This is a genomic window from Chitinophaga sp. (assembly GCF_035761305.1).
Taxonomy (GTDB): domain Bacteria; phylum Bacteroidota; class Bacteroidia; order Chitinophagales; family Chitinophagaceae; genus Chitinophaga.
In genome coordinates this window covers 1-23,058 of the sequence record NZ_DASTRI010000205.1, presented here as the reverse complement: position 1 = coordinate 23,058, position 23,058 = coordinate 1, and the positions used below count along the sequence as shown (strand labels likewise).

16 protein-coding genes are annotated in these 23,058 nt (G+C 50.0%); 8 read left to right on the top strand and 8 right to left on the bottom strand.

From position 1 onward, the window contains the following. The 7 genes from VFS25_RS17270 to VFS25_RS17240 form a co-directional block, all read left to right on the top strand. Positions 1-1,710: SusC/RagA family TonB-linked outer membrane protein (locus tag VFS25_RS17270; RefSeq protein ID WP_326463415.1), on the top strand; the 1,710-nt coding region annotated here is incomplete at its 5' end. A gap of 12 nt (positions 1,711-1,722) precedes the next feature. Further along, the gene (locus VFS25_RS17265) at positions 1,723-3,219 is read left to right on the top strand and encodes a RagB/SusD family nutrient uptake outer membrane protein (protein WP_326463414.1); all 1,497 of its coding nucleotides are present in this window, start codon (positions 1,723-1,725) and stop codon (positions 3,217-3,219) included. 26 nt (positions 3,220-3,245) lie between these two features. Beyond that, complete coding sequence (locus tag VFS25_RS17260; protein ID WP_326463413.1) at positions 3,246-4,061, top strand: sialate O-acetylesterase; 816 nt, start codon at positions 3,246-3,248, stop codon at positions 4,059-4,061. A gap of 2 nt (positions 4,062-4,063) precedes the next feature. Further along, positions 4,064-6,052 carry a glycoside hydrolase family 2 protein gene (locus VFS25_RS17255; protein WP_326463412.1) on the top strand — a complete coding sequence of 663 codons (1,989 nt, stop codon included), beginning with the start codon at positions 4,064-4,066 and terminating at the stop codon, positions 6,050-6,052. A 2-nt stretch (positions 6,053-6,054) separates the two neighbouring features. Next, the gene (locus VFS25_RS17250; protein WP_326463411.1) at positions 6,055-8,334 is read left to right on the top strand and encodes an FAD-dependent oxidoreductase; all 2,280 of its coding nucleotides are present in this window, start codon (positions 6,055-6,057) and stop codon (positions 8,332-8,334) included. A gap of 69 nt (positions 8,335-8,403) precedes the next feature. After that, positions 8,404-10,929, top strand: coding sequence for a glycerophosphoryl diester phosphodiesterase (locus tag VFS25_RS17245; protein WP_326463410.1), 2,526 nt, complete (start codon positions 8,404-8,406; stop codon positions 10,927-10,929). A 21-nt stretch (positions 10,930-10,950) separates the two neighbouring features. Further along, positions 10,951-12,618, top strand: coding sequence for a sodium:solute symporter family protein (locus VFS25_RS17240; protein WP_326463409.1), 1,668 nt, complete (start codon positions 10,951-10,953; stop codon positions 12,616-12,618). A gap of 36 nt (positions 12,619-12,654) precedes the next feature. On the opposite strand, the gene VFS25_RS17235 is transcribed toward VFS25_RS17240, so the two are convergent. The 5 genes from VFS25_RS17235 to VFS25_RS17215 form a co-directional block, all read right to left on the bottom strand. Beyond that, positions 12,655-13,737, bottom strand: coding sequence for a TIGR03118 family protein (locus VFS25_RS17235; protein ID WP_326463408.1), 1,083 nt, complete (start codon positions 13,735-13,737; stop codon positions 12,655-12,657). Between the two features lie 350 nt (positions 13,738-14,087). Then, positions 14,088-16,367, bottom strand: a complete 2,280-nt coding sequence (gene katG / locus VFS25_RS17230) for a catalase/peroxidase HPI (protein ID WP_326463407.1) — start codon at positions 16,365-16,367, stop codon at positions 14,088-14,090. A 419-nt stretch (positions 16,368-16,786) separates the two neighbouring features. Further along, positions 16,787-17,368, bottom strand: coding sequence for a dihydrofolate reductase family protein (locus tag VFS25_RS17225; protein WP_326463406.1), 582 nt, complete (start codon positions 17,366-17,368; stop codon positions 16,787-16,789). Between the two features lie 229 nt (positions 17,369-17,597). Then, positions 17,598-18,542, bottom strand: coding sequence for a dihydrodipicolinate synthase family protein (locus VFS25_RS17220; RefSeq protein WP_326463405.1), 945 nt, complete (start codon positions 18,540-18,542; stop codon positions 17,598-17,600). A gap of 12 nt (positions 18,543-18,554) precedes the next feature. Then, a complete protein-coding gene (locus VFS25_RS17215; protein ID WP_326463404.1) occupies positions 18,555-20,036 on the bottom strand; it encodes a sodium:solute symporter in 1,482 nt (493 codons plus the stop codon). Positions 20,037-20,214: 178 nt separating this feature from the next. On the opposite strand from VFS25_RS17215, the gene VFS25_RS17210 reads away from it, so the two are divergent. After that, positions 20,215-21,066, top strand: a complete 852-nt coding sequence (locus tag VFS25_RS17210; RefSeq protein ID WP_326463403.1) for an AraC family transcriptional regulator — start codon at positions 20,215-20,217, stop codon at positions 21,064-21,066. A gap of 13 nt (positions 21,067-21,079) precedes the next feature. On the opposite strand, the gene VFS25_RS17205 is transcribed toward VFS25_RS17210, so the two are convergent. The 3 genes from VFS25_RS17205 to VFS25_RS17195 all read right to left on the bottom strand — a co-directional run. Beyond that, positions 21,080-21,790 carry a LytTR family DNA-binding domain-containing protein gene (locus tag VFS25_RS17205; protein WP_326463402.1) on the bottom strand — a complete coding sequence of 237 codons (711 nt, stop codon included), beginning with the start codon at positions 21,788-21,790 and terminating at the stop codon, positions 21,080-21,082. A gap of 30 nt (positions 21,791-21,820) precedes the next feature. Continuing rightward, on the bottom strand, positions 21,821-22,633 hold the full coding sequence (locus VFS25_RS17200) for a sensor histidine kinase (protein ID WP_326463401.1): 813 nt from the start codon (positions 22,631-22,633) through the stop codon (positions 21,821-21,823). 238 nt (positions 22,634-22,871) lie between these two features. Next, positions 22,872-23,058 (bottom strand): hypothetical protein (locus VFS25_RS17195; RefSeq protein ID WP_326463400.1); only part of this gene is annotated, 187 nt, incomplete at its 5' end.

Genomic DNA, 23,058 nt, shown 5'->3' with positions numbered 1-23,058 from the left:
ACCATTAAGCGTACGCTCGCCAATGTATATGCCGAAGCTAAGATCATTAACGGTTTAAGCTACCGTGCGTCTTTTAACGCGGATGTAAGCAACACGCTGAATGATTACTATTCTCCCATCTACATCCTGGGCAAGGCGGAAGTGAACGCCAACTCCGGCACCGCGTCCAAAGGCAATGTAAACACTACTTCATGGCTGCATGAAAGCATACTTACCTACAACCATGATTTTGGCAATCATTCGCTCAAGTTCACGGGCGTGTATGCCATTCAAAGTAACTTATATAACAACAACGTTATTAACGCCAACGGCTTCCCGAATGATGCCACCACCAATGAAGCAGTGCAACTGGCGGTGAACAGGACCGTGAGCAGCAACCGCACCAAAGAAGCGCTTAACTCGTACATGGGCCGTATTAACTATGGCTATGCAAATAAATATTTCCTTGACATCACCGCCCGTTATGACGGCGCCTCCAAGTTCGGCGAAAACCATAAATGGGGTTTCTTCCCGGCTATAGCCGGCGCCTGGCGGATCATTGAAGAGCCCTTCCTGAAAAACAGCAGGGTATTCAGTGATCTGAAATTAAGGGCCAGCTATGGCCAAACAGGGAACGCAGGGGCCATTGCGCCGTACCAGTCGCTGGCGCTTGAAAACTCCGGCAGCAACTACCAGTTCAACCACATCTACACCGTGGGTATCAGTCCAACAGGTATTCCCAATGCAGACCTGCGCTGGGAGAAATCTACCCAGGCCAATATCGGTCTTGACATTGGGGTGCTCCACGACAGGCTGAATATTGTGGTGGATTACTATAACAAGAAAACAAAGGACCTGCTGTTTGTGAAGAACCTGCCGCTTTCTTCGGGCTATGCTTCCATAACAGGCAACTTTGCCAGCATCCGGAACAAGGGCGTGGAAATTGCCGCTGACGCCAGGCTGTTTACAGGCAAATTCAAATGGAACATCAACGCCAATGTTTCCGTGAACCGCAACGAGCTTTTAAGCCTGGAAGGCGGTGTAAATGAATATGTGCTGAACCCGTACAGCGTGCTCCGGGTGGGGCAGCCGCTGGGCATCTTCAAAACGTATGTATTTAACGGCATTTATCAAACCGGTGAAACCGTGCTGCCCGGCAGCGGCAGCAGAACAGGCGGCGTAAAGGTGGCCGACCTGGATAAAGACGGGCAGATCACCGGGGATGATCAAACTATCACGGGCAATGCAAACCCCTCTTATATTTTCGGGCTTTCCTCCAACTTCAGCTACGGCCATTTTGACCTTTCGTTCTTTGTTTCGGGTGTGCAGGGCAATAAGGTGTTTAACCTGAGCCGCTATACTTTTGAAAACGGCCTGGGTGGGAGAAACGTTGTTGCGGGCATGGCCAACAGGTGGTCGCCTACAAACCCCAACAATGAATACGCCAGCGGCTTCCAGGGCGGTCGGCTCGCGGTGTCAGACCGCTTCGTGGAAGATGGTTCGTACATCCGTATGAAGAATATCACCCTGGGCTACCGGCTTCCCGCTATAAAATATATCACAAACGCCCGGCTTTATATCAGCAGCAACAATCTTTTCACCATCACCAACTACACCGGCTACGATCCGGAAGTAAATTCCTTTGGCGGCTCCAATACCATGATTGGAGTTGATAACCTCGTATATCCCATGGCAAGGTCTTTCCTCGTTGGCTTACAGGTTGGACTCTAAAAAATGATCAATATGAAAGCAAAGAAAAATATACAATATCTGCTCGGCGGTTTATGCCTCCTGCTGGTTAATATGTCCTGCAACAAGCTGGATGAAGAACCTTACTCTTCCATTTTTACCGACAACTTCTACCAAACGGCATCTGACGCGGAAGCAGCATTAACAGCTGTTTACGGGCCTATGGTGAATATATACAATACTGCCGGCACCGGCGCATCGGACTTTAGCGCAGACCAGATCTACCCGCGCCCCGTGGTTGGCAGAGATACTTACACCTTATTCAGCTACGATCCTAACTACACCACGCAAAAGAGCTTCAACAGGCAGATGGAATCTCCCCAGCAGATATGGCAATACGCTTATTCCGGTATTGAAAAAGCAAACTGGGTGCTGCTGCGCGTACCCCAGACAAATATGGACACCGCCAGGCGAACCGTTATTCTCGGGGAGGCATATTACATGCGCGCCTTTTATTTATGGACGCTTACAAAAAACTTCCGGGACATAGTAGTAAAAACAACGCCCAGCACCAGCCTTGATACCGCCATCATTGGCAAAACAATGCAGGCCGATGTGTTTAAGCAGATTTACCAGGACCTGGACCAGGCCGTTGCCAAACTGCCCTCCTATTCCGCTAATATCCAGAAAGGCAGGCCCTCAAAAGAAGTAGCCATGGCGCTGTATGCAAAAACAGCATTGTATGCAGAGGACTGGACCACCGCGCTGAACATGGCAAAGCAGGTGCTTAGCTCAGGAAAATACAGCCTGATGCCCGACGTGCTGGATGTTTATAATGTTGCCAGGGAAGATGCTGCACGGCAGGAAAACATGTGGGCCTTTGAATGTGAAAGCACCTCTCCCGGCTTTTCCACGCAGATCATCAGCTTATACGGACCCAAAAACAGCGACGGGCCGCAATACGCGGCTACTTCGTTTGGCTCCGCATTTGCCTACCAGTCATTCTATGACTCATTTAACCCCGCGGACCGCAGGCGGCTGCTGCTGGACACCTTTTACATTAACAAGCAGGGGCAGGTAGTGCACCAGAAAGATATTACGCCCATTACACCAAAGGGCGTGTTGGTAAAGAAATATATGGACCCCAACTCCGTTGGCGGAAGCGGGGCCACTAACATACCTATCCTGCGCCTGGCAGATGTTTACCTGATTGCAGCGGAAGCTTCGGCACGGCAAAACGGCCCGTCCACTGAATCCTATGATTACATCAACGCGGTAAGGAACAGGGCCGGCCTTCCCGGTTTAACAGCCGGACTTGGCAAAGCGCAGTTTGTTGACTCGGTATTGCAGGAGCGCAGCTGGGAACTTTTCGGGGAAGGCGACCGCTGGTACGACCTTACCCGCACCAATACCTTTATGCAGGTAATTCCCAAAGCGGTAAATGATGTATTCCCGGTTCGCATGCCACAGCCGAAGAACCGCTACTTCCCCATCCCGCTGGATGAGATTAATGCGAATCCGAAGCTGGAACAAAACCCTGACTGGAAATAACCGCTGGAAAAATGAAACGTTAACAGATGAAATTGATTATATCCGTTATTTGTTTGCTCGCTTTACAAAATACGATGGCGCAAACCAAAAGGCTGTTCCTGGTGGCAGGCCAAAGCAATGCCGTTGGCCAGGGAGATAGCGCCGCCGCTGTGCACTGCGCTGCCGGAACCGCCTTTGAATACAGCTTTACAGGAAATGCGCTGCTTGCGTTAAAAGACCCTGTAGGGCAGCATGAGCTTCATTTTGAAAAAGCAAACACCGGCAGCGCGTGGCCGGCCTTTGCAAAAGCCTACCACAACCTTACCGGCAGCAACGTTATTATTGTGCAGGCAGCAAGAGGCGGCAGCTCATGCCACTATAAAGCCGAATTAAAAAACTGCGGCACCTGGGATAACCGGGGCCAGCTGCCTTTGTTTGACAGCGCGGTTATAAAGGCCAAAGCCGCTGCCTGCAAAACAGGATTGCCGGTTGCGGGCATCCTGTGGAGCCAGGGAGAACGGGATGCCAATGCGGTAAACGCACAACAGCTTACCCCTGAAGAATATGAGCAGCAGCTGGTATTGCTGATCAATAAATTCAGGAAGGCGCTCGGGAACCAGGTGAATTTTTATATTATACAAACCGGCTATTACACGGGCCATCCTGTTAAAGGTTTTGATGCCATACGCAAAGCACAGGAAAATGTTGCGGGAAAAATGAGGCATGTTTTTATCGTGTACGCGCCAACAAACACTTTCGAAGGCAAAGGATGGATGAAAGACGAAATACATTATAACCAAACAGCATTGAACAACATAGGATCAGCCGTTGCAAAACAGGTTGCGCTTAAAGAAAAAAAGTAAACATGAAAGGAACACTATTTTGTTTGTTATTTGGCATTCCGTGCCTGCTCTTCGGGCAACGCCGCGTTGATAACAGCTTAAACAGTGAATGGACATTTGCTGCTGACCCGGTAAAGGTAGGAGAAAAAGAAAACTGGCAGGCCCCTTCATTCCCGTCAGACCGGATAGACAAAGTAACCGTGCCGCATTGTTTTTCTACAGATCCCCGGTACTTTTTTTACACCGGTACTGCCTGGTATTTCAAGCAGTTTGAGGCAGCTGCGCCTGGCAACGACCATGTGTTCCTGAAATTTGATGCTGTTTTCTACAAATCCAAAATATGGCTGAACGGCACACTGGTAGGTACGCACGAAGGCGGCTACACGCCGTTTGAGTTTGACATCACCGCCTTACTTAAAACCAGGAACACGCTTGCCGTGGAGGTCAACAACTCCTGGGACACCACCACCATACCGGGCGCTAAAACGAATGTTCCCTATTCTTCGGCCGCGCAGCGCCAGGTGTACCCGTGGATCAACTACGGCGGTATTACCAGGCCCGTGCACCTTATTACCAGGCCCGCGGCATACATCAGCAACAGTAAAATTGTTGCCATACCCGACCTGGCAAAAGGCAATGCCGAGATCAGGATAAAGGCATTTATCAGGAACAATGGCACAACTGCCGTTACACCAGCCGTTAATGCGGGCATTTACCGCAATGGCGCAAAAAGCAGCATCCGCTTTAAACCGCAGAAGGTGAAGGTGGAGCCGGGCAGCGTTGTTCCCGTTGAGCTTACCGGCACATTGCCGGCAGCTGAAGTAACGTTATGGAGCCCTGATGCGCCTGCCCTGTACACCGCGGCCATCATGTCCGGCAGCGATACCATTGAAACCACGTTTGGCATACGGAAAGTTGAAGTACGGGGCACCCAGCTTTTGCTGAACGGCGAGCCCATAAAAATGGGCGGCTGCAACCGGCCGCTGGACTATCCCGGCTATGGCTCCATGGACCCGGAGGAAGTACTGGAAAAAGACCTGCCGCTGATCAAGAGCGGCGGCATGGAGCTTTCCCGCATCAATCACTACCCCGTGACCGAAACCCTGCTTGACTGGGCCGACCGGCACGGCCTGCTGATTATTGAAGAAGCGGGCAACTGGCAAATGACCCCGAAACAAATGAGTGATACCATGATGCGCCGCAAATTCCGGTCGCAAATGCGTGAAATGATGGAGCGCGACTGGAACCATCCCTGCGTGATCGCTTACAGCGTAGGCAACGAATTTCAATCACAAACGGAAGAAGGCAAAGCCTGGGTGCGCGACATGAGCAGCTTTGTAAAATCGCTGGACGACTCGCGCCTCATCACCTTTGCAAGCATGATGGTAGGACGCGATATGATCAAAAAGCCGGAAGATGAAGCCTCCCAGTACGTTGACTTTGTGAGCGCGAACATTTACGGGAATCACTTAAAGCTGCTGCAGCACATACATGCGCTTTATCCTTCAAAACCCATTTACGTGAGCGAATTTGGCATAAGAACAGATGCCGTTAAATCGGAGGAGGACCGCGTTGCATATCTCAAAAAGGCAATGCAGGACTTCAGGCAGTGCAGCGACTATTTAATCGGCGCTTCTGTATGGACCTTCAATGATTATTTCAGCCGCTTCCCCGGCACCAATGCAAACGGGTACCGGCCCTGGGGCCTGGTAGCGCCCGATAGAACGCCCAGGGGCATGTACACGGCATGGCAGGAAGAATTTGCGCCTGCAACCATTGAGCTGGTTAGTAAAGATGCAGGCCAGGCCACCATCCGTATTACTGCAAGAAAAGATTTTCCATCTTATACGCTGAAAGGTTACCGGTTAAAATGTAACGGCGCCTATATACCTGTAAAAACACTGCACCCCGGGGAAAGCATGCAGCTGAATATTGCCCTGGCAGGCGGTGCAGCGGATATTGCGCTGATAAAACCCGGCGGTTTTACCATCATCCAAAAAACCCTTAAATAGCCATGATAAGATCAGAAAGTACAGAAAAACGTTCTTTTCCGCTTGTAAAACTGGAAGCCGGTTTAATTGTCACAGGCGGCGGCCTGTCGGGCGTATGCAGCTCCATTACCGCCGCGCGGCATGGATTAAAGGTGGTGCTTGTGCAGGACAGGAGCGTGCTGGGTGGCAATGCAAGCAGTGAAATACGTTTATGGATATTAGGCGCTACCTCCCACATGGGCAATAACAACCGGTGGGCAAGAGAAGGCGGCGTAGTAGACGAGATACTGGTAGAAAACATGTACCGGAACCCCGAAGGCAACCCGGTAATACTGGATGCAATATTGCTCGACAAAGTAGCGGCTGAACCCAATATAACGCTGTTGTTGAACACCGTGGTTTATCAAGTGGAGAAGCAGGATAGCAGCACTATCTCCTCTTTAAAAGCCTACTGCAGCCAGAACCAGACCGAATACGAGTTAAAGGCGCCGCTGTTTTGTGACGCCTCCGGCGATGGCGTTGTAGGCTTCCTGGCCGGCGCGGCGTTCAGGATGGGCGCAGAAAGCATGGAAGAGTTCAACGAGCTGTTTGCGCCCACAAAGGCCTATGGCGAGCTGCTGGGCCATTCCCTTTACTTTTACTCAAAAGACACGGGCAAGCCTGTACGCTTTGTTCCGCCGTCTTTTGCGCTTACCGATATTACGCAGATACCGAAATTCCGGAGCTTTAACTCGCAGGAATATGGCTGCAAGCTCTGGTGGATTGAATACGGCGGCCGCATGGACACCGTGCATGACACGGAGAAAATAAAATGGGAGCTGTGGAAAATAGTATATGGCGTATGGGACTACATCAAGAACTCAGGCAATTTTCCCGAAGCCGAAACCTTAACCCTTGAATGGGTAGGCATGATCCCCGGCAAAAGGGAGAGCCGGCGGTTTGAAGGCGACTATATTTTAAAACAGCAGGATGTAATAGAGCAGCGCACGCACGATGATGCGGTGGCATTTGGCGGCTGGAGCCTTGACCTGCACCCTTCAGATGGCATTTATGCCTCGGGGCCGGGATGTACGCAGTGGCACAGCAAGGGTATTTACCAGATACCTTTCCGCTGCCTGTATTCCAAAAACATCGATAACCTGCTGCTGGCAGGGCGCATTATCAGCGCATCGCATGTGGCGTTCGGCTCATCCCGCGTAATGGCTACCAGCGCATATGTTTCGCAGGCATCGGCAATGGCCGCGGTGCTTTGCGCAACACTTAAATGCAGCCCCGCATCGCTTTACAACAACGGCGCAATACCCCGGCTGCAGCAGCTGCTGCTGCGCAGCGGGCAGCATATACCCGGGGTGCAGCTAAAAGATGAAGACGACCTTGTACAGCAGGCAGCCATTACCGCCAGCAGCGAGTTGCTGTTTTCGGGGCTGGAAGAAGACAGTGCGCCGCTGCCGCTGGATATTGCCGTAGCGCAAATGATCCCGGTTAAAGCAGGAAAGCTCCCGGGCATACGCCTGCATGCTTACAGCGATGTGCCCACCACCCTTCATGCTGAAATAAGAACCTGCTCACGCACCGGCAGCTATACGCCCGATACTGCTGTTGCTGCTTTTGAATTTGCCCTTCAACCCGGCAAAAATTGCGTGCAGCTGCTGTCCGATGCGGTTATTAATCAAACACAGTATGTCTTTGTGATGCTTCACAAAAACCCGCTGGTAAAGATCAGCAGGTCCGGTAAAAGGATCACCGGCATCCTGTCTGTTTTTAATACCACTAACCCGGCTGTATCTAACTATGGCAAACAGCAGGCGCCTGACGGCATTGGCATAGACAGCTTTGAGTTCTGGTGCGCCCAGCGAAGGCCGGCCGGGCAAAACATTGCCCTGCAGCTCGACAGTCCCCTGCAGGCATTTGCGCCTGCCAATATCAGCAACGGCATTGCACGGCCTACCACGCAGCCCAATGCATGGGTAGCGGCGTTGAACGACCCTGCCCCCACCCTTACGCTCACGTGGAAAGCGCCAAAGCATATTAAAAAGCTTATCTTATCCTTTGATACAGATTTTGATCACCCGATGGAGTCCGTGCTCATGTCGCACCCGGAAAATGTTATGCCGTTCTGCATACGTAATTACGCCATCTTCGACGAAAGCGGTAAAAAGGTGTATGAAAAAAAGGGGAATTACCAGACCCGGAACGAGATCGGTTTCCCCGACACTATTATTACGTCTAGTCTTACCATTAAAGCAGAACATCCTTCTGCCAGCACACCGGCTGCTATTTTTGAAATACGTTGCTTTGAATAAGGCGCCATTAATGAAGAAATTATGAAGAAGATCTGTTTGCTTACTTTAAGTATTCAAATGCTTTTGTCTTTGGCAATAAAGGCACAAACCATATCGCTTGGCAACAGGCAGCTGCGCATACAATGGCAGCAAACAAAGGAAGGATGGAAAATAAACAGCCTCCGTTTCTTTATCAATGGGCAATGGCAACCGGTAGCGCATCCTTCCGGCGAATACACTTTGCTGTACACGGCTGAAAAACCTGCCGGCAACGCCGGCATTACTTTTAAGGCCATTAACGGCAAAGCCTGGCCTGATACGGCTTACAAATACCAGATCAAAGCCTGGAAGCAGGCCACCTCACCGGTTGCATTAAATACCGCCGGCGAAGCTTTTCATTTTTACCCTTCCGGCGCAAAACAGGTATCGCCAACGGAAGTTGTTTTTACCTACACATCACCGCTGGCCACCATTACAGCCACCTGGCAGCTGGACGGGCAGTATGACGGCGATGTTATTGTGCATATGCAAATGCAGTGTAAAAAAGACGGTTATTACTCCCTTTCAAGCCCTTCCGCAGTAACAGTTAATGCCCAGGATATGGCATGGGCGGTGATGCCCGGCTATTTCCAGGGAAAAGAGATGCAGAAAAACATGGTGCTTGGCTATGCATACGGCCAGGGCGTGCCGGAAATGCCGGTACTGTACCGCGAGCGTTGCGCCAGCTCCTTCTGCCCCATCATTACCACAAAAGAAAATATATCCTTTGCCGTAATACCTGATCCAGGGCTTGGCAGGGACCCCTGGGAAAACGATCATAACACGCATCAAAACTGGCGCCTGGCCCTGTCACACAAAAACCGGCGTTCCCAGCTTTCCCCCACTGTTTATTACCCGGTGCTGGGCGAGCCCGCGTCGCTTAAAAAGCAGGGCGATAATGTGAGCTATGGGTTCCGCTACAGCTTTAACAAAGGTGAATGGTATCATTTGCTTACCCATGCTGTAAACGACGTGTATGATTTTAAAAAGGCGCTTGCCTTGCGGAAAAATACCCAGTCGCTCACCAGCAGGGTTGAGCACATGCATCACTACCTGCACGACCGGAAAACCTCTTTATGGAATATAGAACAATACAAAGGGCTTACCATCGGGGGACAATCCTACCTGGGCGGCGTGGTGGGCTCCAATCATGACGCCATAAAAAATGCCGATTACGGCGCCATGTGGATGCTTGCCAACACCAGCAACGATAAATACCTTAAAGACAGCGTGCTGCCCTTTGCATTGAATTTTAAGCTTGCACAGCAGCAAACAACGCCCGGCTTTTTCCAGGGCGCGGCCATTGGGCAGTACTATCTTTCCAAAAGCAAAACATTTACTGAAGAATGGGGCGACTTTGTTGAGCCCATAAGCCTTACCTATTATGTAATGCTGGACATAGGTAACATATTATTGTTTGAGCCGGGCAATGACACGCTGAAGCAAAGACTGGCGCTTGGCGCATCGCTGCTAATGAAATGGCAAAAGCCGGATGGCAGCTGGGAAGTAGCCTATGACAGGCATACGCAGCAGCCGCTTTTTACCGACATCAAAGACCTGCGGCCCACGTTCTACGGGCTGCTGGTGGCCTACCGCATACTTAAAGACGGAAAATATTTAACCGCGGCTAAAAAAGGCGCCGACTGGTTTATTCAAAACGCGGTAAACCGGGGACACTTTATCGGCGTGTGCGGCGATGCACGTTATGCGCCCGACTTTGCAACCGCGCAGTCGGCGCAGGCCTTACTGGATTTATACGATCTTACGCACGATAAAAAATACCAGGATGCCGCTATCAGCACCGCCCGGATGTACCTGACCTCTATTTATACCCAGCCGGTGCCTTCTGAAAAGATCAAGCATGTGAATGGCATTGCACGCGAAGACTGGCAGATTTCACAGGCAGGCCTGAGCTTTGAGCACGGCGGTATTTTGGGTTCAGCAAATGGCGCAGGCCCCATTATGCTTTGCAGCCATGCGGGGATGTTTGTACGCATGTTCCAGCTAACCGGCGACAGCCTTTTTATTGAAATGGCAAGAGCAGCCGCCATTGGCAGGGATGCATTTGTTGATCCTGAAACAAGCGTTGCATCTTATTACTGGACTACCATGAACAAGGGTGCAGGTCCGTACCCGCATCATGCATGGTGGCAGATCGGGTGGATCACGGATTACCTGCTTTCCGAAGCACAGCTGCGTTCCGGCAACCAGGTTATTTTTCCAAGAGGCTTTGTAACGCCAAAGGTTGGCCCGCATGAATCGTACGGCTTTTCACCCGGCAAGGTTTATGGCAACGAAGCGCATCTTATTAACGGCGAAGGCATTGTGGAATGCAGCAATCCAAACATGGAGTATATTCTTGCACGCGGCACTGATGCCAAAAGCATGTTTATAATACTCCTGAACGATACCGGCGCGCCTTTAAAAGCGCATGTTAAGCTGAACCGGGACAAAGCCAATATACCTGTTGCAGGCAACGCAATAACAGACCTGGCCGCCAACCGGCAGCTGCCCGCGGCCAATGAGCTGGATGTTACGCTGGAAGGCTACGGCATAAAGGTGCTGATGATACATTAAACTACAACCTAAATCACTCGAATGGGGCAACTGGATTTTATAGTAATGGGCGTTTTTGCCCTATTGATACTGGGCATTGGCATGATGTTCACCCGCGTGGGCAGTAAAAACTCATCTGCTTTTTTTGAAGCCGGCGGCGCTACCCCATGGTGGATCAATAGTATTTCCTTATTCATCAGCTATTTTTCCGCCGGTACATTTGTTGTTTGGGGCTCTATTGCCTATAAAAGCGGTTTTGTCGCCAACGGCATACAGCTTACCATGGTATTCGGCGGCATGCTGGTAGCCCTGTTCATTGCCGCCAAATGGAAGCGTACCGGCGCTGTTACCGCGGCGGAGTATATTGAAAAAAGGCTGGGAACCAACACGCAAAAGTTTTACACCTTCCTGATCATGCTGCACAGCCTTTTTACCACGGCCTCTGTGCTCTATCCTGTTGGTAAAATGGTGAGTGTTGCCACGCCCCTTTCTTTAAACTCCTGCATCCTGATCATTGGCGGCATTATTATTTTATATACTTCTGCCGGCGGCCTGTGGGCGGTGCTGGTAACGGATGTTGTGCAGTTTGTAATTCTTACCGCAGCCGTAATGATCGTAATTCCAATGGCCTTACGGGAAGCAGGCGGCATGCATTCCTTTGTAAATAAAGCGCCGGACGGCTTTTTCAACTTTTTTAATGCAGAATATTCCTTTGGATTTTTCCTGGCGTTCCTTGCTTATCAAACCGTGTACATCGGCGGCAACTGGGCCTACGTGCAGCGGTACACCAGCGTTTCAAACGAACGCAATTCAAAAAAGGTGGCATGGCTGTTCACCTTTCTGTACCTGGTAAGCCCCTTTATATGGATGCTGCCCCCGATGTTATACCGGGTTATTAACCCTTCGCTTACCGGCTTACAGCCGGAAGGCGCTTACATGATGCTTTGCCAGCAGGTATTGCCTGCCGGGCTTATAGGGCTGGTTTTATCGGGCATGATCTCTGCCAGCGCCAGCAAAGCCAATACCACCATTAACATTATGGCGGTTGTGTTTGCGCATGATGTATATAAAAAGGTCTTTAACCGGCACGCCACGGAAAAAACACTTGTGCGGGCCGCACGTTTTTTTACCGTGCTGTTTGGAGCCATCACTATTGCCATTGCCATGATGGTGCCCATGATCGGGGGTATTGTTGAAATGGTGCTAAGCACCGCCTCTATAGCCGGCGGCGCATTGTTTGCGCCCATTATCTGGACCTTATATTCCCGGCGGCAAACAGCTACGTCGGTCATCAGCGCATCTTTATGCGCCCTGGTGGTTAGCCTGGCCTTAAAACTTTTCGGCAACGAGCTGATTGGCTATAAGCTGGACCGCATGTGGGAAACGGTTTTAGGTGTGGGCATACCGGTGCTGGTGCTGCTGCTATGGGAAATTTATTACATCGTTGCCCAAAAAGAAGCGGCGCCGCATTTGCTGCAGGCTTTATCGGCCAATGTTACACATTCGCCGGCCCAGGACACAGACGCCAGGGCCCAGAATGTTTTTGGAATGAAAGTGATTGCGTCGGCCATTGCAGTAGTGGGCGGCGGTATCGCTATCCTGGGCCTTGTTGCTTCGGGCGGCACGGTGGCCTTTTTTACAGGATTTGTAATCGCGCTCTGCTCACTGCCGTTGTTCCGTTCGGCTATAAAAAAACAAAAGCAGCCCTGACCCGTTTTCCGTCAGGGCTGGCTGTTACCTCAAAGCTCATTGATTGTTTTTCAGGTACCCGAACAGTCCATGCTCTTCCCTGTCCGGCCCCGCTGTAAAGAACAGCAATGCCGGATCGGCCATAGGCACGTTGTTTTCCAAAGCCCATAATCCATGGATAACAATGGGCTGCCAGCCCATTTTCAGCGGTCCCAGGAAATTGCCGGCAGTACTGTACATATTGATCTTTCCGTCTCCGAAGTTCCCGACCAGGATTACATCTTTTGTAGCGCAGAAGCCCGGCGCAGCCATTACTATCCCCCACGGTGAGTTCAAAGCACCCCTGGATGCAAAGCGTTTCACCAGCATACCATTGGGCCAGAAAACATCTACATATCCATTTCCCGCTCCGGCTTCATCATCTTCCTTCTCAGGCAACTGCTGCTTGGCATAGGTTACATACAAATACCCGCCCATGCTCCTGATGTTGAATGGCGCATAGCCCTGCGGGATGTGGGGATCATGAAAAGGCTTGCCGGTCACATACTTGAAGTCTTTATCAAAAACATCCACCTTGCCACCCCTGAAATCCGTAGCATACAAATAGTTATTTCCCCCGTCCTGCGCCAGGGCCAGTCCTTTATACACGGTATGCCATGCCGACCTGTCGGCAACAATGGTGGCGGTATTTCCCCCGCCCCAGGCAGCCAGCGTACCGTCTTCTGTGGCGAAGATGAACCGGCTTGGGGTAGATTGCTTACCACTCCAGATCGCAAAATCTGTAGTATTGTTGAACACAATACCGGTGGGCGCTCCGCCAACTGAATCGGTGGGTGTGGGAATAGCTACCGGCGGCCTTAATGTAGCGCCGGTTTTGTCGTAAATAGGACTAACGCCTGTTTCAGCGGCAGAGATCCAGATAGGACCGCTTGGAGCCGCCGCAATACCCCAGGCGTTTACCAGGTTGGAATCGATGTGCGCTGCGCCAAAGCCCGGTACATCTGCAACCAGGTTTACCTGGTCATAATCATTGGGAATAAAATGCTGCGCAATTTTCTTACAACCGGCGCTGAGCAACAGGCACAGCCATAGCGCGCCCATTTGGGGATGGGCCAGGTTTTTGAATAACATTGGTTTCATTTTACTGGTTTAAATGATGAACAAATAAAAAATCATAAACCAACTGAGAAGGCCAGCTATCCATTCGTATGATACAATCTGACAGATTAATAATTTTTCATTGGTGGAACACATTCATCTGAACAGCATAGGATGCATTATGAGAGATTACAGGTAATATGGGGTAAACAGGAACGATAAAGCCGTAAAATCCGGCAGTACAGAATACATACGCATATCCCCCTGAAAAGGTTGCGTTCCTGAAATATTTTAATTTCACCAAACCCTTTACTGTAGCGCACTCTGCTGGGGTGCGCGCATAAAAAAGCCCCCGTCTCCGGAGGCTCTTTTTATACCCGTAAAATTGACACTCAAACTAAATCAAACCTGTCTAAATTCATCACTTTGTTCCAGGCCGCTACAAAGTCTTTCACAAATTTATCCTGCGCATCTGCGCCTCCGTACACTTCCGCAATAGCCCTTAGTTCGGCGTTAGCGCCAAAAACAAGATCAGCGCGGGTAGCAGTCCATTTTACTTTACCGGTGGCACGGTCGCTCCCTTCATAGAATTCTTTGTCGGCAGATATGGCTTTCCATGCAGTGCCCATATCCAGCAGGTTTACAAAGAAATCGTTTGTAAGCAGGCCGGGGCGCGATGTGAAAACGCCATCCTGAGAACCATCAAAATTTGTATTCAGCACACGCATACCGCCTACCAGCACCGTGAGCTCAGGCGGTGTAAGCGTGAGCAGCTGCGCCTTATCTATGAGCAGCTCTTCGGTAGACACGGCGGATTTTGACCTGCGGTAGTTGCGGAAACCGTCTGCTACCGGTTCCAGGTAACCGATTGACTCAACATCGGTTTCTTCCTGTGAAGCATCCATACGGCCCGGTGTAAAAGGAACCGTGATGGCATGCCCTGCATCTTTCGCTGCTTTTTCAACACCTGCGCAACCTGCCAGCACGACCAGGTCTGCCAGCGAAACTTTTTTACCGCCCGACTGGGCGCCATTAAATTCCTGCTGAATGCTTTCCAGCACGTCGAGTACTTTTTGCAGCTGCGTTGGATTATTTACCCGCCAGTATTTTTGAGGGGCCAGGCGGATGCGGGCGCCGTTGGCGCCACCGCGTTTATCAGAACCGCGGAAGGTGGAAGCCGAAGCCCATGCGGTAGCTACCAGCTCAGGTACGCTTAACCCGGATGCCAATATTTTTCCCTTGAGGGCGGTAATGTCATTTTCATCTATAAGCACATGGTCTACTTCGGGGATAGGGTCCTGCCAAACCAGCACTTCCTGCGGCACATCGGGGCCCAGGTAACGCGAACGGGGACCCATATCGCGGTGCGTTAATTTAAACCACGCCCTGGCGAAAGCATCTGCAAATTCATCGGGATTTTCCAGGAAGCGGCGGGATATTTTTTCGTAAACCGGGTCAAACCTTAAAGAAAGGTCGGTGGTAAGCATAGTGGGTAAATGCTTTTTTGAAGGATCATGCGCATCCGGGATAAAGCCTTCTGCATTCTTAGCCACCCACTGGTGTGCGCCGGCCGGGCTTTTGGTAAGCTCCCACTCAAAGCCAAACAGGTTTTCAAAGAAGTTATTGCTCCATTGCGTGGGCGTTTTCGTCCATATTACTTCAAGCCCGCTTGTAATAGTGTCGGCGCCTTTACCGGAGCCATAGCTGTTGCTCCAGCCCAGGCCCTGCAGCTCCAGGTCGGCAGCTTCGGGCTCTTTACCCACATGGGTAGCGGGCGCAGCGCCGTGGGTTTTACCAAAACTATGTCCGCCTGCTATAAGGGCTACGGTTTCCTCATCGTTCATTGCCATGCGGCCAAAAGTATCACGGATGTCTTTAGCGGCTGCAATCGGGTCGGGATTACCGTCGGGACCTTCGGGGTTCACATATATCAGGCCCATTTGCACGGCAGCAAGAGGCTTTTCGAGATTGCGCGAATGAATGTCGCCGTCTGCATCGTCGTCGGACACCAGCACGCCGTGGTTCTCCACCACGCCGGGGGAACCCTGCGCATAGCGCAGATCGCCGCCCAGCCAGGTGGTTTCAGCGCCCCAATATACATCTTCATCCGGCTCCCATACATCTGCGCGGCCGCCGGCAAAGCCAAATGTTTTAAAGCCCATTGATTCCAGGGCTACATTACCCGCGAGGATCAGCAGATCGGCCCATGAAATTTTACGGCCGTATTTTTGTTTAACCGGCCAAAGGAGCCTGCGGGCTTTATCCAGGCTCACGTTATCCGGCCAGCTGTTAAGGGGCGCAAACCGTTGCTGCCCCGAACCGCCGCCGCCACGGCCATCCCACACCCGGTAGGTGCCGGCGCTATGCCAGGCCATGCGGATGAACAGCGGTCCATAATGCCCGAAGTCGGCCGGCCACCACTCCTGCGAGTCAGTCATCAATGCATGAAGGTCTTTTTTCACAGCTTCCAGGTCGAGGCTTTTAAAAGCTTCGGCATAATTAAAATCTTCACCCATGGGGTTTGACCTGGATGAGTGCTGGCGCAGTATGTTTAGCCTTAGCTGGTTGGGCCACCAGTCGCGGTTCCTGGTGCCACGGCCGCCAACGTTTTCATGCTTCATACTGCCATTATGAAACGGGCATTTACTGATGTCGTTTGATTCTTTTCCCATTTTTAGAAATTTATGGTTTGAGTGAATGTTTGCCTGCAGCTGATGTTTTTACAAGAGATTAAATTTATGATATTGCCAGATATAGACATAATCAATTAATTCTATTTTTTTATAGTTTAAATCTATAAATACGGCAACGTGTTTGGAGAGCGTGTGGGGTTACACGGCAATATCTTCAGGAATACTGTTGAGGGGAAGAATTATTTATTGCATGTTGGCAAAAAGTATTGTATATTGTTATCAATACTGAAAAATATTATATTTAAACAAAATAAAGATTATTTTTCTGTAACCTTTCAACAGCCATTGCATCTAACTAATATAATTGAACATACCTTATTCTACCATATTAATCCTATGACAAACCATCTAGTTCTGTTTCAATTGAGTTCAGGGAAGGCGTCTTAAAGACGCCTTCTTCATTTCCAAGCCTTGTAGCGCAGCACAATAATACCTGACGGCAATGGCCTGGCGTCAATTAACTGCAGCCGGCGCCTGTTTTTAACATCTTTGAACAACGCCTTACCGCCGCCCAATATAGTGGGGTTGAGGGTAATCCGGTATTCATCAATAAGCCCTTTGTTAATCAGGTCGCCTGCAAAGGTAGCGCCGCCCCAAACTATAATATCCTTTCCGGCCTGCTGTTTTAACGATGCAATCTCCGACGATACATCCCTGGCAATGCGTATATTCGGCCAGTCTGCCTTTTGCAGTGTTTTTGAAAATATGATATGAGGCGTACGGCTGGCCAGTTCCGCGTATTTAGCCAGGTTAACCGGCGCTGATTTGTCGTCGAGCATCGATTGCCAGAAGCTGAAATATTCGGGGTACATATTACCCCCCACCAGCATGGTATCTACGGACTGCAGGTCTTCAAAAATCAGCGCCCATTCTTCATCACCGTTGATCAGCCAGTCCATTTCATTGTTCGGTCCTGCTACAAAACCATCAAAGGTCATTTGCATGGATAATATTACTTTCCTGGATGTTGATTGTTCCATTTGATTAAGTATTAGGTTAAATGATTGGGTTACAAATGCAAAGCTATTGGCAATGAAGCATTGTATAAGGGGGTAATAATGACTTTATGCAGGGCTGGTTTCGACCTCACGGGGTACCAGGAAGGATTGGGGCAATGATTGATTTCGCGGGGAACCAGGCGCCAACCGCATCACTGCGGGAACAGCTCCGGCAATGTATACAGCCGGCGCCCGGTGTGTAGTAAGCATATTAATGTGATTGCAGAGGGGCGGTTACCGCTGGCTGTACCTGCAAACGCCCGCACCATCTTTCAAAATCGCGGTGTATCTGCTGCAAGGTTTGTTTCTGCTCAGGCGTAAGCTCCAGCGCGTGCGCGCGGCTGATGGTGCGTACGGGAATACCGCGCAGCTGCAGGAAATACTTTGCGCTCAGCGGGTACGCAATATGGATCAGCGGATCAACCCTTTGCAGCTCGGATTGTATCCAGCGCACATCCTCCTGCCGGCTTTCATCATTCACATGATTGCATAGCCATACCAGTATTTCGGGATAAAAATTCCCGGAAATAGACGACATGCCTGCTGCGCCCATTTGCATGGAAGCTACTGCATTGGGCGTATGCGCGTCGTAGAACTCCAGCCGGCTGCCTGCGGTAACTGCCAGCTTAGCCTGCACCTGCTCCACATTGCAGGAGGTGTCTTTATGGTAGATGAGCCGGTTGGTAGCCAGCAATGTTTTCAGTATCTCCGGCGTAATAACCCGTTTGTAGGGCGCCGGGCATTCGTACAATCCAAGCGGAATGTTGCCGGTCAGGGAAAACAGCTCCTCAAAGCGCTGCAGCAGTATGTTGTCCGGTTCATCTATATTGGCAAAATGACCGGTGATCATGATCACAGAGTTTACACCGGTATCATAGATCTTTTGCGTAAACAGCGCTTTATCTTTTATGGTAAGGCCGAAAGAACCGGTAGCCACCACAGGTACGCGGCCATTTACATAGCGGACCACATGCCGGGTAAGCTCCAGCCGCTCATCTTCACTAATGCTGTACATCTCGGATGACAAACAATTGGCAAAGAAACCTTTTACACCGGCAGCCAGGTAAAAGTCGATCAACTGCTCCACCATATCCAGATCGATCTTTGCTTTCAGGTTAAAGGGGGTGATCATCACCGGTACAAATTTCTTTTGCATAAGAAACGGTTTTTATAATCGGGAAGTTTTAAAACGTTGTACTTGCGCCAGCAGCATGCCTGCCAGGAATATAGACAAGGTGCCTACCACTATGACCATGTGCGCATGTAAATGGCTGCGCAGGTGCACCCAGCCGGCAGGCAGGTACTTTGACAAAGACATCCAGATGATAACCAGGATGCCGATAATGGTGGCGGTTACCGCCGCGGCATTTTTGATGCCGGACACCATGCCCAGCAGGAACAATCCCAGCATGCCGCCGGCAAAGATGCCGGACAGGTCCCACCATATATCCAGGATGCTGCCCACGCCTATCATGGATATGCCCACGCCTATGGCCAGCACGCCGGCCAGCGCAGAAGCGGCATACAATACCTTCATTTCCCTTTTCGGAGTAACGCCGGCATCAATATACCGCTGGTAAATATCTTTCAGGAAAACCGTAGCCGTGCTGTTCATACCGCTGCTGACAGTGCTCATGGCGGCAGATAAAATGGCGGCAACAATCAGGCCCATTAATCCCGACGGCACTTTGGCAACCATAAACCAGGGCAGCACCTTATCACCGTAATCTGCCGGCTGCAACATGGATATGGGCACATGCCGCTCCGCTGCTGCCTGCTGCTTCACCGCCAGCAATACTTCGGGATGCTGCTGCGCATAGGCGTACAATGCAGTGCCGATAAAAAAGAACACCATGCTCACCGGTACATACCAGTATACACATAACCATATGCTGCGGGAAGCTTCTTTCTCCGACCTGGCGGTATGGTACCGCTGCACATAGTTCTGGTCCATTCCGAAATTATTCAGGTTAATAAAGAACCCGTACAGGAACACCACCCAAAAAGTAGAATGGCTAAAATCACTGAGGCTGAAACTGCCCGGCGAGAATTTTCCATCGGCCATGCCAATGCGGAAAATATCCGCCGCGCCGTTATTCATACCGGCAATTACCAGGTACAGGATCACCAGCGCGCCTGTTGTTTTAACAATGCCCTGCAGCACTTCTGTCCATATCACGGCTTCCATGCCGCCCAGCACCGTGTACACAATAATACATACGCCCGCCACCCAGATGATGGTACGCATATCCAGCCCGGTGAGCGCCTGCAGGGCCAGCGCCGCGCCAAAAAAAATAGAGCCCATACGCGCCAGCTGCATCAGTATAAAACACACGGTGGCATAGGTTCTGGCCCAGGGGCCAAAGCGGTGCTCCAGGTGCGTATATGCGCTCACCGCCCCGCTTCTGCGGTAAAACGGAACAAAGTATTTGGCTGCGATAAATGCCGCCAGCGGCATTGACAAGCTGAAAACAAACGCGTTCCAGTTGCTGCCAAAAGCCTTTCCGGGAACACCCAGGAAAGTGTTGCTGCTTAAAAAAGTAGCGTATAAAGAAAGCCCCAGCGCCCAGCCGGGAATGGCTCCTGAGGCGGTGGTGAACTGCGCCGCGCTTTTGTTCTTCCGTGAAAACCGCACCCCGATGAGGATCATTCCCAACAGATAAACGGCAATCACAGCCAGATCAATTAAAGGCAAATGGTGCATAGTTCCCAAATTTTCATACGTGGCTAAAGAACAGAAAACACTCCTGTCTTTTGCGAAGGTTGCCAATTTTTACGGACCAAACAATGTTTTCAATTACGAAAAGAATGGCTTAAATTACTGTGCCATGAACCATGTGTCTACAAGCATTCCCATTACCCGCATCTTACCGGATCACCTGAAACGCAAACTGGAAAGGCATCCGCTTGGAAAAAATCTCTTTATAACAACCATCGGATTTTATCCTGAAAATGTTGCAAGAGAGATCAGCGAGCCCAAAGGCGCGCCGGTATATACTTTAATATATGCTGCGCAGGGCAAAGGATGGCTGGAAACGGGCAGAAAAAAAAGCAAGGTGCATCCCAGCCAGTACCTGGTTATTCCTAAAAATACACGCTTCCGCTTCTGGCCCGACCCCGAAGCGCCGTGGCGCATCTATACCGTACAGTTTACAGGCAGGCTGGCAGATGATATTTACACCTACCTGGGCAACGGCATGAAACCGCGCACCACTCCGCCGCTGGTAGGCCGCAACGCGCAATTTGACGATATACTGCACCATCTTGACCTGATGAATAATATTGAAAACCTGCTGTATGCGAACTTCCGTTTCTACAGCTTCCTGGGGACTTTCCGGCTTACTGTTTTCAATTACATGAAAAAAGGGGCCGACAATATTATAGAACAATGCATACAACTGATGAAGCAACGGCTGGACCAGCACCTGACGCTGGCAGACCTGTCGAAGGAAATGCGCCTCTCCGCCTCTTACCTGTCGGCCCTGTTCAAGGAAAAAACGCGGTACTCCCCCATCCAGCTGTTTACCTCCCTGCGCATGCAGAAAGCCAGCCAGCTGCTGAAGGAAACACGGCTTACTGTAAAAGAGATTGCCCGTGAAATGGGCTACGCAGACCCCTACATTTTTTCCAGGGCTTTTAAGCTGGTGATGGGTGTATCTCCTAAAAAATTCAGGGACTGATAAAAAAGGGAAATTAAACCTGTGGCCCGAACCTGCTTATCAGCTGTTCTTTATAGGTCATTCCCACGGGCAGCGCTGCATCTTCTGTTACCACCTGGTTTCCCTCTATATACTGGATAGCCCTTACTGCAACAATATAGGACTTATGTATTCTTATAAAGAGGCGGGGCGGCAGGCTGGCTTCAATGTTCTTCAGCGTTTCGTTGCTAATGATCACCTTCCCGTTCTTCATGAATATTTTCAGGTAATCGCCAATGGAATTAAAGTAAACAATATCATCAAAATGCAGCTTATGCAGCTTTTTATCGGCTTTAACCACAATAAAATCCTGCTCTTTATTTGCCTGACCGGCAGCCGTGGCCTCCATTTCAATTTTGCGGCAGGCTTTATTAACCGCCTGAACAAACCTTTCAAAAGAAAAGGGTTTTAACAGGTAATCCACCGCGTTCAGCTCAAAACCTTCCAGGGCATGCTGCGCATAGGCGGTTGTGAAAATAACACAGGGAGGGGCAGGCAATGACTTCAGCATATTGATCCCGGAAAGCAGCGGCATTTTGATGTCCAGGAAAATAAGCTGCACGGCTTCCTTTTTAAGCACTTCCAGTGCCTCTATGGCGTTATTGCATTTTCTCACCAGCTCAACTACAGGAAAATCATGAATATAGGTTTCAATTACACCCTGCGCCAGCGGCTCATCGTCAACAATAATGCATTTTATTTTCATAAACATAAGGTATGGATGATTTAACGGCTGCTACAGCACCAGCCGCAGCTGTACCTGATAGCGTTCCGGGCCGGCTTTTACCAGCAGGTGATGTTTTCCGGGATAAAGCAAATCCAGTCTTTGGCGAACATTATTTAAACCCAGGCCGCTGAACCCTTCATACCCTTCTTCCGCTTTCACGCCTATGCTGTTCTCTGCCGTCAGCAGCAGCTCCTTTTCAGTAATGTCAATCCGGATGCGAATGAACATGCCGGATATGCCTGCCTGTATGCCATGCTTAAAGCCGTTCTCAATAAATACTATAAAAATAAACGGCGCTATTTTATGCCCGGCAGGCGCCCCGTTCACCTCAAACAAAACCGCTGCATCACCCGGCGCCCTTAGCTGCTGCAGCTCAATATAGTTCCTGATATAGCTGATCTCTTTTTCCAGTGGTACAAAGTCGTTACCGGATTCGTAGGTCATATACCGCATCACTTCTGCAAGCTTTAAAACAACAGCGGGTGTTTGCCTGTCATTTTTAAGCGATAACGAATAAATACTATTCAGGCTGTTAAACAGAAAATGGGGATTGATCTGCGTTCTGAGAAACAGCAATTCCGCGTTTTTCTTCTCCTGCTGTATTCTGACCAGGTAATTCTCCGACTCCCGCAATTTGAACCAGGCCCTGGAGAGTTTGATCAACGTTGTTAACGCAACATAAACAAAAGAAAACTGCACCAGGTCATAAAATTCGTAATAGGATATAAAAAAGTAGCCCGGGAAAAAATAATCAACCGCAGTGTTAAAAATAAACAGGTTCAGGGCTGCTGTTAACGCCACTACCGCTATTGCAAGCAACACATACAACCCGTATCTTTTTTTGTGCAGCAACCATGGAATAAGGAGATATAGGTTCACGTAAACACCCGCCAGTAACGGAACATGAAAAACGGCTGTGTAAATGTAGTCTATCTTCTTAAGATCCTCCGGCGAGAAGAAATGCAGCAGGTAGTAATAAGATAAGCACCAAAACAGGATATGCTGTAATATCCTGTTTTGAATGAACGGCTTAAAAATATTTTTTATCCGGCTCACCAGGTCAGCTGCTTTTCTTAAAAGTTATTGGAGACATAAAAAATTCTTTGTTGTCAGCATACTTCTCTACAAACTTCTGAAGCTCCCCGGTTGATGCCGTTATTACCTTGTAATATCCAAAAGATTCATGTTTAATTTTTATCCGGTTTTCATTCAACAGCTTATAAATCTGCTCGGCGTTGAAGAAGGAA

Excerpts from the sequence above, each read along its gene's own strand:
- VFS25_RS17255 (WP_326463412.1), top strand. The coding sequence starts at position 4,064 with ATGAAAGGAACACTATTTTGTTTGTTATTTGGCATTCCGTGCCTGCTC.
- VFS25_RS17260 (WP_326463413.1), top strand. The coding sequence starts at position 3,246 with ATGAAATTGATTATATCCGTTATTTGTTTGCTCGCTTTACAAAATACG.
- VFS25_RS17265 (WP_326463414.1), top strand. The coding sequence starts at position 1,723 with ATGAAAGCAAAGAAAAATATACAATATCTGCTCGGCGGTTTATGCCTC.
- VFS25_RS17250 (WP_326463411.1), top strand. The coding sequence starts at position 6,055 with ATGATAAGATCAGAAAGTACAGAAAAACGTTCTTTTCCGCTTGTAAAA.
- VFS25_RS17220 (WP_326463405.1), bottom strand. The coding sequence starts at position 18,542 with ATGCAAAAGAAATTTGTACCGGTGATGATCACCCCCTTTAACCTGAAA.
- VFS25_RS17240 (WP_326463409.1), top strand. The coding sequence starts at position 10,951 with ATGGGGCAACTGGATTTTATAGTAATGGGCGTTTTTGCCCTATTGATA.
- VFS25_RS17210 (WP_326463403.1), top strand. The coding sequence starts at position 20,215 with ATGAACCATGTGTCTACAAGCATTCCCATTACCCGCATCTTACCGGAT.
- VFS25_RS17215 (WP_326463404.1), bottom strand. The coding sequence starts at position 20,036 with ATGATCCTCATCGGGGTGCGGTTTTCACGGAAGAACAAAAGCGCGGCG.
- VFS25_RS17225 (WP_326463406.1), bottom strand. The coding sequence starts at position 17,368 with ATGGAACAATCAACATCCAGGAAAGTAATATTATCCATGCAAATGACC.
- VFS25_RS17235 (WP_326463408.1), bottom strand. The coding sequence starts at position 13,737 with ATGAAACCAATGTTATTCAAAAACCTGGCCCATCCCCAAATGGGCGCG.
- katG (WP_326463407.1), bottom strand. The coding sequence starts at position 16,367 with ATGGGAAAAGAATCAAACGACATCAGTAAATGCCCGTTTCATAATGGC.
- VFS25_RS17205 (WP_326463402.1), bottom strand. The coding sequence starts at position 21,790 with ATGAAAATAAAATGCATTATTGTTGACGATGAGCCGCTGGCGCAGGGT.